This is a genomic window from Ahrensia marina, from assembly GCF_001293565.1.
GTDB lineage: Bacteria > Pseudomonadota > Alphaproteobacteria > Rhizobiales > Rhizobiaceae > Ahrensia > Ahrensia marina.
The window spans coordinates 222,340-237,849 of record NZ_JXMU01000002.1; the positions used below are offsets into that span (position 1 = coordinate 222,340).

Sequence of the window (15,510 nt, forward strand, 5' to 3'; positions counted from 1 at the left end):
TTGACAAATTGTCAGCGTTTTGGTCATAAATCAACAAAAAACTTATAACGACCATTCGGGAAAGGGTAGTGCAGTGCAAAAATGGGATTTCTGGATTGATCGTGGCGGCACCTTTACAGACATCGTTGCCCGCGCACCTGACGGTACGTTGAAAGCGCACAAATTACTTTCCGAAAATCCGGAAGCTTATCCTGATGCTGCAATCCAGGGTATTCGCGACTTGATGGGCGTTTCAAAAGTCGAGCGTATTCCATCGGATAATATCGCTACGGTTAAAATGGGAACCACGGTTGCAACCAATGCTTTGCTTGAGCGTAAAGGTGATCGTGTACTTTTGCTGACGAATAAAGGGTTCGCGGATGCGCTGGAGATCGGATATCAGGCAAGACCGAGGCTTTTTGATCGTGAAATTAAAAAGCCTGAGCTTTTATATGAGCAGGTTGCCGAAGTCTCAGGCCGATATCTGAACGATGGTGTGGAAGAAGAGAGCTTTGATGAAGCCGAAGCACGTACAGTTTTAAAAGAGGCATTTGACGCCGGTATTCGCTCGGTCGCGATTGTTTTCATGCACGGCTACCGCTTCCCGGATCATGAGAGGCGCGCAGCGCAGATCGCGAGAGAAATCGGGTTTACACAAGTTTCTCCCAGCCATGAGGTTTCCCCGTTGATCAAGTTTGTGGGAAGGGGAGATACGGCAGTTGTAGATGCTTATCTTTCTCCGATTTTGCGCCGTTATGTAGAGCAGGTGGCAAGCGAACTCGATACAGAAAATTCAGATTTGCAGCTGATGTTTATGATGTCCTCTGGCGGGCTGACGGCGGCGCATTTGTTTCAGGGACGTGACGCGATTTTGTCCGGCCCGGCTGGCGGCATTGTTGGTGCAATCCAGACCAGCAAGCTTGCGGGCTTTGAGAAAATTATCGGCTTCGACATGGGCGGTACATCCACAGATGTTGCGCATTATGCCGGAGAACTGGAGAAAGACTTTGAGACCGAAGTCGCCGGCGTGCGGATGCGTGCACCGATGATGAAAATCCACACAGTCGCTGCCGGTGGCGGCTCACTGCTTACATATGATGGTGCGCGTTTTCGCGTCGGCCCTGAATCGGCAGGAGCAAATCCCGGTCCGGCAAGTTACCGGCGCGGCGGGCCTCTGGCGGTGACAGATGCCAACGTTATGCTTGGCAAACTCCAGCCCCAATATTTCCCGTCTGTGTTTGGGCCGGATCAAACACAGCAATTGGACCGTGAAGCGGTCAAAGTGAAGTTTGAAGAAATTGCGAAAGCAGCTAACGTAGCATCTTCTGAAGAAGTCGCGGAAGGTTTCTTGAAGATCGCCGTTGAAAATATGGCCAATGCCGTAAAGAAGATTTCGGTGCAGCGCGGCTATGATATCACGCGTTATGCTTTGACCTGTTTTGGTGGTGCAGGCGGACAACATGCCTGCGCGGTAGCAAGTGTCCTCGGCATGAAAACTGTCGTTATACATCCGTTTTCCGGCATTCTGTCAGCTTATGGTATGGGATTGGCAAATATTAAAGCCAGTCGGCAGCATAGCGTTGAAGAAACGCTTGATAACGCCATGCTGAGTGATCTGGAAGAGACCATAGAGGCGCTTGAGAAAAGCACGAAGCAAGAGCTTTTCGAACAAAGGATTCAAGAGGCTGATGCCGACGTTACAATCAGCGTTCATCTAAAATATAAAGGTACGGATTCCTCGCTAGAAGTGAAATTTGCTACTGTTGAAGCGATGCGCAAACAGTTCGAAAACATTCATAAAGAGCAATTCGGCTTTATCATGCCGGATGCGGAATTGGTCGTCGAGCTCGTTGAAATAGAGGCCAGCGGCGGCGGTGCAGGCAATCTTGAAAAACAAGAAAAAGCCACTGATGCAGCACCTGATTATATTGAAACAACGGAATTTTATTCCGGCGGAAAATGGCAAAAGGCAAATGTGTACAAACGGGCATTGTTAAAGCCGGGGCACAAAATTGTCGGGCCCGCTATTATTGTCGAGGATATTGGCACGATCATTGTCGAGCCGGGTTGGTGCGCACGGTTAAACAGCTTCAGTCACATCATCATGGAGCAAGATGCGAGTGTACATAAAGAAGAAAGTTTGAGCACAAAAGCTGACCCCATCATGCTTGAAGTCTTTAACAATCTTTTCATGTCAATCGCCGAGCAAATGGGTGTGCGTTTGCAGAAAACGGCGCGCTCAACAAACATCAAGGAAAGACTGGATTTCTCCTGTGCTGTTTTTGACCGCGACGGCTCTTTAATCGCGAACGCACCGCACACACCTGTGCATTTGGGGTCAATGGACAGGTCGGTTGCCAGCGTTATTGCCGCCCATCCAAAGATGTCCAAGGGTGACGTATTTGTGACCAATGCGCCTTATAATGGTGGCACACATCTTCCGGATATTACCGTTGTCACGCCTGTCTTTGGTGACGACAGTGAAGCGCCGTTATTCTTTGTTGCCTCACGCGGTCACCACGCAGATGTTGGCGGTATTGCTCCGGGATCCATGACGCCGCTTGCCACGTCAATTGAGGAAGAAGGCGTTGTTCTCGACAATCTGATGCTGGTCAAATCTGGCGTGTTTTTAGATCGCGACATCCGTGACAAGCTTATTGGCGGAAAATACCCGTGCCGCAACACTGATCAAAACATCGCTGACTTGAAGGCCCAGATCGCGGCCAATGAAAAAGGCGTAACAGAGCTTAAATCAATGGTCGAAAACTTTGGCCTTGATGTTGTCAAAGCATATATGAGCCATGTGCGTGATTATGCTGAAGAGTGCGTTCGCCGCGTTATCTCGACTTTGTCGGACGGCCAAGCCGAGGTCTTTTTTGATCAGGGCTGCAAAATTGCTGTCAAACTAACTGTCGACAAAGACGAGCGTTCGGCAACGCTGGATTTCACCGGTACAAGTGAGCAGCAATCTGACAATTATAACGCACCGGAGCCGGTGACGCGCGCCGCTGTTTTATATGCTTTCCGCTGCATGGTGGATGATGACATTCCCATGAATGAGGGCTGTATGCGTCCGCTAAATATCGTTTTGCCAAAGCAGTCCATGCTGACGCCGGAATATCCGGCGGCCGTGGTTGCGGGCAATGTCGAGGTGTCCCAAGCCGTCACCGACTGTCTGTTTGCAGCACTTGGTGCAACTGCCGGTGCTCAGGGCACGATGAACAACTTTAATTTTGGCGATGATATATACCAATATTATGAGACCATTTGTGGTGGTTCCGGTGCCGGACCAGGGTTTAACGGTGCCCATGCGGTGCATACGCATATGACGAATACCCGTTTAACCGATCCTGAAGTTCTCGAACTGCGTTATCCTGTGGCGCTAGAAAAATTTCAGATCAGGCGCGGCTCCGGCGGTGCTGGCGAATGGACCGGCGGGGACGGGCTTAACCGGACAGTACGCTTCTTGGAGCCAATGGATGTATCATTCTTATGCGGGCGGCGTATTGTTGCGCCAAGCGGATTAGCCGGCGGTAAAGATGGCAAAACCGGCCGCAATGCCAAGCGGTTGACCGATGGCACTGTTGAGGAGTTGCCGGGCCGCACGCAGATACGTTGTGAAGCAGGGGAAGCGGTCATTATTCAAACACCTTCGGGTGGCGGGTATGGAAAAAAATAGGTTTAAGTGTACAACCCGAATAATCTGCATCTCTTGATCGGGGTGCAGATAGCTTGAAAAGGAGAAGCGCTATCCATGACCAATCCTCTCTTTGACAAGCTCTTTGGTAAACATGCGGGTAAAGATACGACGTTTTTGATGCTCTCTTGCGGAGCGGTGTTCTCGCATGATGCTTTTTTGAAAATGGCAGCGCGTTTTGCCAATACAATTCGACATCTTGGTCTACAGGCTGGCGACAGACTTGCATTGCAAGTTGATAAATCGCCTGAAGCATTGGCCGTTTATGCGGCGTGTGTTCAATCCGGTGTTGTGTTCTTGCCGCTTAACACTGGATATACAGCAGATGAAATCGACTATTTTGTCGACAACGCCGGCGCAAAATTAGTGCTCTGCTCGCCTGACAAATATGACGCTCTCAAGCCCGTTACCGACAGACATAGCGCAGGCTTGGAAACGATGGGCGGTGAAGGCGGTGGGAGTTTTACTGAGATCGCGCAAAGCCAGCCGGATAATTTCGAGACTGTTGAGCGAAACGGCGATGATCTGGCTGCATTCCTTTATACATCGGGCACAACAGGGCGCTCTAAAGGTGCGATGCTTACGCAAGACAATCTCTTGTCAAATGCGCTGACACTGGTTGATTATTGGCAGTTCACATCAAAAGATGTGCTGCTTCATGCGCTCCCGATCTTTCATACACATGGTTTGTTTGTAGCCTGTAATGTGACGCTCGCGGCAGGCGGGTCGATGATCTTTCTGCCCAAGTTCGATATTGATCAAATCATTGAAAATCTGCCCCGTTCCACATCGATGATGGGGGTGCCGACATTCTATACACGGCTGCTTGATGACGAGCGTTTTACCAAAGATCGTGTTTCACATATGCGTCTTTTCGTATCCGGCTCTGCGCCGCTTTTAGCTGATACGCATATTCAGTTTGAAGCCAGGACAGGCTACCGTATTTTAGAACGTTACGGAATGACTGAAACAAATATGAATACGTCCAATCCTTATGAGGGTGAGCGCCGTGCAGGCACTGTTGGTTTTCCGCTTCCCAATGTTGAATTGAAAGTGTGTCATCCCGAAAGTGGCGAGGAATTACCAACCGGTGAAATCGGCGTCATTGAAGTTCGCGGCCCGAATGTTTTTAAGGGCTACTGGCAAATGCCGGAGAAGACCAAAGAAGAGCTTCGCGACAATGGCTTCTTCATCACCGGTGATCTGGGACACGTAGATGAAGATGGTTATGTAAGCATCGTTGGTCGCAATAAGGATCTGATTATATCAGGTGGATATAATATCTATCCCAAAGAAATTGAACTCATCCTTGATGATCAGGATTACGTCCTGGAAAGTGCTGTTATCGGCGTTCCGCATGCCGATTTTGGCGAGAGCGTGCTTGCTGTTTTAGTGCCACAAAAGGGCAGGCAGCTGGACTTATCTGCTATCGAAGAAAATATGCGAAAATCTCTGGCGCGATTTAAACAGCCCAAGCGCTATGAAATCATTGAAGAACTCCCAAGAAACACGATGGGTAAAGTACAGAAAAACATTCTGAGGGACCGTTATACCAGCGCTTAATTGCTCATCGCTTCCTGCGTTCTGGCGGCTTGTAATATTTCGCAACATTCATGAAATTCTTTGGAAATAGTTCTTTACTAATCCGTATTGACGTTTGGGAGGACGTGCGAGCACATTCAATAACGGATTATCCGGTTAGACTGTCGATACAAACGGCATTTTAGTCCCTCGCGCATTTCCCCAATCAATGATGCTTTATGGTTGGAGACTTGTATGACAAAGCAAATCGGGCACTTTATTGACGGACAGCAAGTTGCAGGAACATCGGGCCGCACGGCAGATGTTTACAATCCTGCGACTGGGGAAGTTCAGGCTGAAGTTGCTCTTGCCAGCCAATCTGAACTCGATAAGGCTGTTGCGATTGCCAAAGCAGCGCAGCCACAATGGGCCGCTACCAATCCTCAAAAACGCGCACGCGTGTTTATGAATTTCGTGCAATTGTTACATAGGGATATGGATAAGCTCGCTGAGGCCTTGTCGCGAGAGCACGGCAAAACGCTGCCCGATGCCAAAGGTGATGTGATCCGCGGTCTTGAGGTTGCCGAGTTTTGCATTGGGACACCTCACATGATGAAGGGTGAGTTTTCCGAAGGCGCTGGCCCCGGCATTGATATGTATTCCATGCCTCAAGCATTGGGTGTGGTAGCGGGTATTACGCCGTTTAACTTCCCTGCCATGATACCGATGTGGAAGTTCTGTCCTGCAATCGCTTCCGGCAATTCATTTATTCTCAAACCATCCGAGCGCGATCCTTCTGTGCCAATCATGTTGGCTGAACTGATGATCGAGGCAGGCTTGCCCAAAGGTATTCTCAATGTCGTGAACGGCGATAAGGAAACCGTTGATGGTATCTTAGACCATCAGGACATTGAAGCGGTTGGCTTTGTCGGGTCGACACCGATTGCAGAATATATCTACACACGTGGCTGTGCGAACGGAAAGCGCGTTCAATGCTTTGGCGGCGCCAAGAACCATATGATTATCATGCCGGATGCTGATCTGGATCAGGTTGCTGATGCGCTTATCGGCGCGGGTTACGGTGCTGCGGGCGAACGCTGCATGGCAATTTCTGTTGCTGTGCCCGTGGGTGAAGAAACTGCAAACCGATTGATCGACAAGCTGACCCCACGTGTGGAAGCATTGAAAATTGCACCCTATTCATCCGGCGACGATGCTGATTTTGGCCCGCTTGTTACTAAGGAAGCGCTGCAGCGCGTTAAAAATTATGTCGATGCGGGTGTGGAAGCTGGAGCAGACCTTATTGTGGATGGCCGTGAGTTTTCGATGCAGGGCTATGAAAACGGCTTCTTTATGGGCGCTTGTCTTTTTGACAATGTCACCAAAGATATGTCGATCTACAGAGAGGAAATATTCGGCCCAGTCCTTTCGGTTTTTCGTGCGAAAACCTATGAAGAAGGGTTGGATTTGGCCATGAGCCACGAATACGGCAATGGCGTTTCAATCTATACACGCGACGGTGATGCCGCGCGTGATTTTGCGTCCCGCATCAATATCGGCATGGTGGGCGTTAATGTTCCTATTCCTGTTCCGCTGGCCTATTATACATTTGGTGGCTGGAAACGGTCAGGTTTTGGTGATCTGAACCAACATGGTGCTGACGCATTCAAATTCTACACCCGAACAAAAACAGTAACATCGCGTTGGCCTTCTGGTATCAAGGACGGGGCGGAATTCTCAATACCGACGATGAATTGAACGGATAACAATGCTGGAGTGGTGGCATGGATTTTGAGTTCACAGAAGAACAACAAGCAATTTTCGACATGGCGAAAGCCTTTGGCGAGGAGCATATTGCGCCATTTGCCTCTCAATGGGAGCAGGAAGGCACAATTCCCCGCTCGCTGTTGAAACAGGTTGGTGAACTGGGTTTGGCGGGCATTTATGTGTCTGAGGAACATGGCGGCTCCGGCTTGACGCGCACGGACGCCGTATTGGTGTTTGAGGCACTTTCTATGGCTTGCCCATCAGTTGCGGCATTTATTTCGATCCACAATATGTGCGCCTGGATGATCGACCAGTATGGTTCGGATGAAGTGAAGGCGAAGTGGCTGCCGCAATTGTGCTCATTTGAGAAGGTTGCATCTTATTGCCTGACCGAGCCTGGTTCGGGTTCCGATGCTGCTGCGCTTCGAACCAAAGCAGAGCTCAAAGATGATCAATATGTTTTGAACGGTACCAAGGCGTTCATTTCGGGCGGCAATTATTCCGATCTTTACATCGTTATGTGCCGCACAGGCGGTGAGGGCCCAAAAGGCATTTCAACATTATTGGTGGAAGCCGGAACTACTGGCCTAAGTTTCGGCGCGTTTGAGAAAAAAATGGGGTGGAAAGCCCAGCCGACAACGCAGGTGCAATTTGACGATTGCTACGTTCCGGCAACCAATTTGCTTGGTGATGAAGGGGCTGGTTTCAGCTATGCGATGTCCGGCCTTGACGGCGGGCGCTTGAACATCGCGGCGGCGGCTCTGGGCGGCGCGCAAACAGCACTTGATAAGTCTGTCGCCTATGCCGGTGAGCGCAAGGCTTTCGGCAAAACCATTGACCAGTTTCAGTCATTGCAGTTTCGCTTGGCGGATATGGAAATGCGGATGCAGGCTGCGCGAGCTTTGTTGCTCAAGGCAGCGTCAAAGCTGGATAAAAAAACGCATGATTCCACCAAGTTTTGCGCCATGGCGAAACGCTTTGTAACGGACACTGCCTTTGATGTCGCCAATGATGCTCTGCAAATTCATGGCGGCTACGGATATCTGGAAGACTACGGCATCGAGAAAATTGTGCGTGACCTTCGTGTGCACAAAATCCTTGAAGGAACCAATGAAATCATGTCGATGATTACGGCCCGTGCCTTAATAGCAGAGAATAAATAGTGCCTGATTTATCTATTCGTAAAAAAGGGCCGGTTGGTCACATAACGCTAACGCGCCCCAAATCACTTAATGCCCTGTCGCATGATATGGTGCTAAAGATAGAGGCAGCGCTGAAAGACTGGTTCGAGGACGACACCATAAAATGCGTGATGATTGATGCTGAAAATGAAACAGCATTTTGCGCGGGCGGTGATATTGTCGAGCTCTACAATCAGGGCATGAATCAGGACTATTACAGCGGTCAGAAGTATTGGCGCGACGAGTATCGCCTTAATGCTCTTATGAGTCGTTATCCAAAGCCGATAATCGCCTTTATGAACGGTATTGTTATGGGCGGGGGCGTTGGCATATCGGCGCACTGTTCGCATCGCATTGTTACAGAAAAAACAAAGATTGCATTGCCGGAATGTGGGATTGGTTTGGTTCCTGATGTCGGAACCACATCGCTGCTTACGCACGCACCGGGTTATCTTGGCGAATATCTTGGACTGACAGGCTATCGTATGAATGGCGCAGACGCGATTTACTGTGGATTTGCAGATTGGTTCGCACCAAGTGATACTCTTGCCGAGATCAAAAAGACACTTTGTGAAAGCGGTGAATTTGCCGACATTGAACGGTATTTCAAGAAATCCTCAAAGTCAGAATTGTCGTCAATTCAATCCGATATCAGCAAAGTGTTTTCGCGCGGTCGCCTAGAAGATGTGATGAGCGATCTGGCACAATCCCAAGCCGATTGGGCTGCTGATGCGCGTGAGAAAATTGAACGTGGTTCGCCGCTGTCCTGTCAGGTGACTTTCGAGCTTATTCGCCAGGCGCGCGATGAGCCGGGCATTGAAGAGGCGTTGAAACGCGAGTTCTGCTTTGTCTCGCGCGCAATGAAATGCGGTGACTTTCTGGAAGGCGTTCGTGCGGCAGTTATTGACAAGGACCGCAATCCGCAATGGCGCCACGCATCGATCAACGATGTTACATTAACACAGATACATTCAATGCTTCGAACGCCCGAAGGTGGCAGTTTAAAGCTATAAGGGAGGGAGTGATTATGCGCGTTGGTTTTATTGGTCTTGGTAATATGGGCGCTCCGATGGCGGCTAACCTCGCCAAGGCGGGGCATGACGTTTTTGGTCTTGATGCTGCAGGCGCTACCGCTGAGGGCGTAAAGCAGGTTGAGACCATTATTGATGCAGTAGTTGACATGGATTGCGTTATTACGATGCTGCCCAATGGACGTATTGTTAAAGAGGTGTGCGAGAAAGCCCTTGAACATATGGTGTCTTCAACTGTGCTGATTGATTGTTCAACCATTGATATTGAAAGCGCACGCGCTGTCCATGCGGCTTGTGCGTCGAAAGAAATCCTCAGTGTTGATGCGCCCGTATCCGGCGGTGTGGGCGGCGCTCAGGCCGGTAGCTTGACCTTTATGGCCGGTGGCAGTCAGGACGCTTTTGATAAAGCAAAAGCTCTGCTTGAGATAATGGGCGGGAAAATCGTTCATTGCGGTGAGGGCGGAGCCGGACAGGCGGCAAAAATTTGTAATAATATGATCCTCGGTATTTCGATGATCGGTGTATGCGAGGCATTCGCGCTGGGTGAAAAACTGTCGCTTGACCCTCAAAAATTATTTGATGTGGTCTCGACCTCTTCAGGTTCCTGCTGGTCTGTGAACACCTATTGTCCTGCACCCGGTGTTGGTCCTCAAAGTCCCGCCGACAATGATTATAAGCCGGGCTTTGCAGCCGAATTAATGCTCAAGGATTTGTTGCTGTCGCAATCTGCGGCCGAACTGGTAGATGCTGACACGCCAATGGGAGAGCGGGCCGCCGGCTTTTATCAGAAATTTGTCGATAATGACGGGACGGGCAAGGACTTTTCTGCCGCACTTGAATTCTTCAAATCTGCAGCGCGGGGAGATTCCAATGGCTGAACTCATAAAAATTAAACAGGATGGCCGTGTCGTTCTTGTCACTTTAAATCGCCCTGAAGCACTGAATGCGCTCAACAGTCAGGTGATGAACGAGCTTGCAACCGAGCTAAAGCCTTATGACAGAGACCCGAATGTGGGGTGTTTTGTTATCACTGGATCGCAAAAAGCATTCGCAGCCGGCGCAGATATCAAAGAGATGTCGGACAAAGACTATATGGATGTGTTCCATGAGGATTTCTTTTCAGGTTGGGATGCTTTTGCAAAGCTACGTACACCGAAAATCGCCGCAGTTTCCGGTTTCGCGCTCGGTGGTGGCTGCGAATTGGCGATGATGTGCGATATTATCTATTGCAGTGAAAGCGCAAAATTCGGACAGCCGGAAATCAAACTCGGCGTCATTCCCGGTATGGGAGGCTCGCAGCGTTTGACCAAGCTTGTCGGTAAAGTAAAATCTATGGATATGATTTTAACAGGCAAGATGATGAATGCTGCCGAAGCGCTGGAAGCCAATCTTGTTGCCCGTATTTTTCCTGATGATGCGCTTGTCCCTGAAACACTGAAAATTGCCGAAACCATTGCCGGTTTTGGCAAGGCATCCACATTGCTTGCTCGCGAAAGTGTGGAACGCGCGCTGGAAACATCATTGCAAGAAGGCATTCTGTTTGAGCGTCGTGTCTTCCATTCATTGTTTGCAACAGAAGATCAGGCTGAAGGCATGGCAGCCTTTACCGAAAAGCGCAAAGCTGCCTTTAAAGGGCGTTAGGAGATCACGATGACCGGTGTTGTTATTACGGGTGCAAAGCGCACGCCGATGGGCGGTTTTCAGGGTGCCCTTGGCAGTGTAAGCGCTCCCGATCTTGGCGGTGTTGCCATTGCCGCAGCGCTCAAAGAAAGCACGCTGTCACCGCAAAACATTGATGAAGTGCTGATGGGGATCGTGCTTCCTGCGGGGGTTGGTCAGGCTCCGGCGCGGCAAGCAAGTCTGGCTGCGAATGTGCCGATTAATATACCATGTACGGCAATCAGCAAAGTTTGCGGCTCTGGCATGAAATCTGTCACAACGGCATGCGACCAGATTGCTTCCGGTTCTGCAAAGACTGTGGTCGCAGGCGGTATGGAAAGCATGACAAGAGCGCCTTACCTGTCGCTGAACAGCCGCAGCGGTGTCCGTCTTGGTCATAGCCAGCTTATCGATCACATGTTTTTTGACGGGCTCGAAGATGCCTATGAGAAAGGCGCGCTAATGGGCAAGTTTGCCGAAATGTGCGCTTCCAAATATCAGTTGACACGTGAAGCGCAGGACGATTATGCGCTGGCATCTTTAAGCCGGGCGCAGGAAGCCCAAAGCACCGGTAAATTCACCAATGAAATTGCAAAAGTGGTTATTAAGTCACGTAGCGGCGAGATCGAATGCGTCGACGATGAACAGCCGCAAAAAGCCCGTCCGGAAAAAATACGGCAACTAAAACCTGCCTTTGCAAAAGATGGAACGGTGACCGCCGCGAACGCCTCGTCTATCTCTGATGGTGCGGCAGCGCTCGTTCTGGCAAGTACCGAGGAAGCAAAATCGCAAGGACTGGCCACACGGGCTCGTATCGTCGGTTATGCTTCCCATGCACGTGAACCGGAATGGTTTACAACAGCACCCGTCGGCGCAACTGAAGCGCTTTTGAAAAAAATCGGGTGGTCTGTTCAGGACGTGGACCTGTGGGAGGTTAACGAGGCCTTTGCTGTTGTGCCGATGGTCTTCATGCAGCACTTTTCGATAGAACATCAAAACATGAATGTGAACGGAGGAGCCTGTGCTTTGGGACATCCCATCGGTGCGTCAGGAGCGCGTATTATCGTTACACTTTTAAATGCACTTGAAGAGCGTGATTTAAAGCGCGGCATCGCATCGATTTGTATCGGTGGCGGCGAGGGAATGTCGATCGCGATCGAACGTTAGGGCGATGGCATTCAAAGAGCAGATCGCAACGCCCATTGATGCGGCAACAATTATATTGCTGCGTGACGGTGCTGGTGGGTTGGAAACCTATATGACTGTTCGTGCCGCCACGATGGATTTCCAACCTAATGCCTTGGTCTTTCCCGGTGGCAAAGTTTCACCAGGCGATATGGAAGTTTTGCCAGATGACCCGCTTGGTCACTTCAAAACAGCGGCGATACGCGAGACTTTTGAAGAGGTCGGTGTGTTACTTGCCAAAAGAGGTGGGCAGCACTTGTTAGAGCAGGATATTACGGCTCTTTCTACGTGGCGCAAACAGCTTGTCGCGCACGCTGCAAATATCGGTCAATTTGCCGCTGGTAGCGGTCTGGTTTTTGATTTTGAAGCACTGCATTTAATCTCGCGCTGGGTTACGCCAAAAGCTATGCCAAAGCGTTTCGATACCTATTTCTTTCTTGCCGAATTTCCGAAATATCAGGTTCCTGCGCCAGACAATTATGAGGCTGTTCAGGCAGGTTGGTTCACGCCAAACGAGGCTTTGGCAAAGAGCGCGCGGGGCGAGTACCTGCTGGTGCCACCGACGTATTGGACGCTGAAAGATTTGCTTGAATATAACTCAGTGAGTGAAGCTATTAGCGGTTTGGCGCGCGGCAGTGTTCAGCCCGTTGAGCCGGTTGTCGTCAAAAAAGATGGCAAAACCATCATTAAGGTGCCGGGCAGAAACGCCAGCTAAAGTCAGTTTACCCATTCAACATTGGCAACAAACATATAGCCGCCGCCATATACAGTCTTGATAAACTTGGGTGACTGCGTGCTTTCGCATAATTTCGAGCGTAAACGTGAGATACGCACATCAATCGACCTGTCAAAATTCTGGTCAGGATCGAGTTTTAAATTATCTAAAATTTGTGCGCGGGAAAATAGGCGGTTGGCCCCTTCGAGAAACATTTTCATAATGTCCATCTCTGCCATGCTCAATTGTGTGCTGGTTCCATCCTGATGCGCCAGCGTGTAATTGATCATATCAAGGGTCCAATTATCAAATTTTGCCTTAGATGGCTGGAGCGCTTGGTCGTTCGTACGGCGGGCTTTATTGATGCGGCGCATCACCGTGCGAACACGTGCAACCAGTTCTGCGGTCTCAAAGGGTTTGGAAATATAGTCGTCTGCGCCCATTTCCAGACCGACGATTTTATCGGTTAAAGCGCGCCTTCCAGAAATAATGATACTGGCAACATCGGCGTTGTCATTGAGTTTTTTGATGACATCCAGTCCGTTTTGATCGGGCAGGCCAAGGTCGACCAAACATAGGTCCGGCTTCATGCCATCAATGCCGTCATAAAACTCAGAGGCGCTTGCAAAGATTTTGCAATCAAATCCATAGTCATTCAATGCAACCTGAATGTTCGCGGCAATATCTTTATCGTCCTCGATGATTGCAATCTTACCTTCGGCGGGATTTGTCATTTTTCAACCATCAGCTAGCTTGTGAGAACTTTTATGAGTGTCTTCTTGAATACATCTTTATCAAACGGTTTGCGTAAAACCTCGTGATTTTCACGCGTAGACTGAACCAATTTATGTTGGCGCGGCAAACCGGTTATCAACAGGATTGCCAGTGTTGGATGATATTGCCTCCATTGAGCGGCCAAGTCGACACCTGTTAAATTTCCCGGCATGATAATGTCGCTGACCACACCGGTAATTTCACCAACTTGTTTGACGAGCGTCAATGCCTCCTCTGCACCATCTGCCTCCAGACAGGGCAATCCCAAATCGCCAAGATAATTGCGTATAAGTGTCCGCATTTCAGGGTCATCGTCAACAATAAGAATTAGCTGGCCTTCAGCATCAAACGGAATTTGATCATGGGCCGTCACCTTTTCGTCGTTGCGCTCCATCGGAATATACAGTTCGACTTGACCGCCGCCATTTTTCGCATTTTTGAGTTGCAGCCATCCGCCTGATTGCTCAAGAAAACCATGAACCATCGAAAGCCCCAAACCTGTTCCTTTGCCTTGAGGTTTGGTCGTGAAAAATGGCTCTGTGCCTTTTGTAATGGCATCTTCTGAAAAGCCATGTCCGGTATCTGTAACAGAAATCAGAATGCCGGATTGTAATTCTGGTGAGACCATCAATTGCGCCGCAACTGTGATAGTGCCTTCGCCATCGTGCGTTTCAATGGCATCGCGCGCGTTAAATAACAAATTGAGGAGCGCGTCTTGAAAGGCACCTTCATCAAGCTGCAGGACAATGTCTTCTGCTTCAATATCAAGCTCAATGGAAATTGAACTGGACAAAGAAGACGCAAATAGACGGATAAGATTGCGAAGCAATCTCGAAATATTTGTGGGTTTTGGCTCTAGTTTTTGGCTGAACACATAAGACATCAGATTGTCGATGATACGCGTCCCGCGCCGGGCGGCCTGTTCTGTCGAGTGTAAGAGCTCTTTAAGTGGCGCATCCAAATCTTTGCCCAAGCGCTCAAGATTGCCCAGAATAACAGTCAGAATGTTCGAAAAGTCATGAGCCAGACCGCTGGTCAGTTGGTTTGTCGTTTCCAGTCGCTTGGCGCGCAACTGAATCTCGGTGGCGGCCATCTCGGCCGAAACATTAAGCGACTGTACAAAAGCACCTTGTGCCTCTCCGGACTTTCCAAAATCCGGTGAGAATGTTGTGCGTACAGATTGTATCTCGCCTCTTACATTCTCGACTTCATAGCTGAACGTTACCGTTTTGCCCGCAAAGGATGCTTTGAGTTGCGGGATGATGAGATTGGCAATCCGCTTTGGAAACACTTGCGAAATTGTTTTGCCAACAAGGTCATGACGATCAATACCCATAACGCTGGAGAAACGGTTATTGGAAAACTGATAGGTAAAATTAGTGTCGATATAAGCGATATGTGCCGGTACAGCGCGCGTAATCGCCCGTATTCGGTTCTCTGAATCTTCAAGCTCCGATTTTGCTTTTAAGAGCGCTCTGTTGGTTGCTTCCAATTTGCGGTTTGTCTCGGAAAGCTGGCCTGTGCGGCGGAGCAGTTTATCGGACAGTTCGTCACTTCGTGCCCGCAATACCTGCTCGTTTCGCCAAGCTTCGGTAATATCGGAATAGATTGTAACCCAGCCACCATCGTCCAACGGGTGGCCTTCAACAGAAATTCTGCGATTGTTCGGACGCGAACGCTCGAAGTAGTGAGCCTCAAAACGGCTTGCGCGTTCCACACGGTCACGCGCCAGTTCAACAGGGTCGCCCGGTCCAAATTCACCGCGCCGCGCCAAAAATAAAGTTAGGTCTGCAAATGAAAGACCGGGAAAAATCATTCCTTCCGGCAAGTCAAACATTTCTATAAATCGTTGATTATAAACCAGCAATTTCATGTCGCGGTCAAAGATAGAGAGGGCTTGCTGAATAAGCTGTATACCCTGCTGAACGACAAGATTTTCAGCAGTTAAATTCCGTGCTTGTTTAGAATTATCAGCGTGCACGTGTGCGAAACTCCTTTGAG

The 15,510-nt window shown here is 49.6% G+C and carries 11 protein-coding genes and 2 pseudogenes; 9 read left to right on the top strand and 4 right to left on the bottom strand.

Annotated features, from left to right (window positions below; genetic code table 11):
* Positions 1–73: 73 nt before the first annotated feature.
* The 9 genes from SU32_RS02555 (at position 74) to SU32_RS02595 (ending at position 12,735) form a co-directional block, all read left to right on the top strand.
* The gene (locus SU32_RS02555; protein WP_053997750.1) at positions 74–3,658 is read left to right on the top strand and encodes a hydantoinase B/oxoprolinase family protein; all 3,585 of its coding nucleotides are present in this window, start codon (positions 74–76) and stop codon (positions 3,656–3,658) included.
* A gap of 75 nt (positions 3,659–3,733) precedes the next feature.
* Positions 3,734–5,239: a malonate--CoA ligase gene (locus tag SU32_RS02560; RefSeq protein WP_053997751.1), complete on the top strand. Its 1,506-nt coding sequence runs from the start codon at positions 3,734–3,736 to the stop codon at positions 5,237–5,239.
* Positions 5,240–5,452: 213 nt separating this feature from the next.
* Positions 5,453–6,955 (top strand): CoA-acylating methylmalonate-semialdehyde dehydrogenase, encoded by a 1,503-nt coding sequence (locus tag SU32_RS02565; protein WP_053997752.1) that lies wholly within the window; start codon positions 5,453–5,455, stop codon positions 6,953–6,955.
* A 26-nt stretch (positions 6,956–6,981) separates the two neighbouring features.
* Complete coding sequence (locus SU32_RS02570) at positions 6,982–8,127, top strand: acyl-CoA dehydrogenase family protein (RefSeq protein WP_053997753.1); 1,146 nt, start codon at positions 6,982–6,984, stop codon at positions 8,125–8,127.
* Positions 8,127–9,158 (top strand): enoyl-CoA hydratase/isomerase family protein, encoded by a 1,032-nt coding sequence (locus tag SU32_RS02575; protein WP_053997754.1) that lies wholly within the window; start codon positions 8,127–8,129, stop codon positions 9,156–9,158. The genes SU32_RS02570 and SU32_RS02575 overlap by 1 nt, the downstream gene beginning before the upstream one ends.
* A gap of 11 nt (positions 9,159–9,169) precedes the next feature.
* Positions 9,170–10,054, top strand: coding sequence for a 3-hydroxyisobutyrate dehydrogenase (mmsB, locus tag SU32_RS02580; RefSeq protein WP_245625481.1), 885 nt, complete (start codon positions 9,170–9,172; stop codon positions 10,052–10,054).
* Positions 10,047–10,817 carry an enoyl-CoA hydratase gene (locus SU32_RS02585; protein WP_053997756.1) on the top strand — a complete coding sequence of 257 codons (771 nt, stop codon included), beginning with the start codon at positions 10,047–10,049 and terminating at the stop codon, positions 10,815–10,817. The genes mmsB and SU32_RS02585 overlap by 8 nt, the downstream gene beginning before the upstream one ends.
* Positions 10,818–10,826: 9 nt before the next feature.
* Positions 10,827–12,002, top strand: coding sequence for a thiolase family protein (locus SU32_RS02590; protein WP_053997757.1), 1,176 nt, complete (start codon positions 10,827–10,829; stop codon positions 12,000–12,002).
* Positions 12,003–12,006: 4 nt separating this feature from the next.
* Positions 12,007–12,735, top strand: coding sequence for an NUDIX hydrolase (locus SU32_RS02595; RefSeq protein ID WP_053997758.1), 729 nt, complete (start codon positions 12,007–12,009; stop codon positions 12,733–12,735).
* A 2-nt stretch (positions 12,736–12,737) separates the two neighbouring features.
* Here the strand turns inward: SU32_RS02595 and SU32_RS17630 are convergent, their stop codons facing one another.
* The 4 genes and pseudogenes from SU32_RS17630 to SU32_RS02605 form a co-directional block, all read right to left on the bottom strand.
* Positions 12,738–13,109: a winged helix-turn-helix domain-containing protein gene (locus SU32_RS17630; protein WP_425394258.1), complete on the bottom strand. Its 372-nt coding sequence runs from the start codon at positions 13,107–13,109 to the stop codon at positions 12,738–12,740.
* Positions 13,100–13,202 (bottom strand): annotated as a pseudogene (locus SU32_RS17635) (DNA-binding response regulator); the annotation flags it as partial. The pseudogene SU32_RS17635 and the gene SU32_RS17630, both read right to left, overlap by 10 nt.
* A pseudogene (locus SU32_RS17640) lies at positions 13,176–13,469 on the bottom strand (response regulator transcription factor); the annotation flags it as partial. The pseudogenes SU32_RS17640 and SU32_RS17635, both read right to left, overlap by 27 nt.
* Before the next feature lie 14 nt (positions 13,470–13,483).
* Positions 13,484–15,490 carry a PAS-domain containing protein gene (locus SU32_RS02605; RefSeq protein WP_053997760.1) on the bottom strand — a complete coding sequence of 669 codons (2,007 nt, stop codon included), beginning with the start codon at positions 15,488–15,490 and terminating at the stop codon, positions 13,484–13,486.
* Positions 15,491–15,510: the final 20 nt, after the last annotated feature.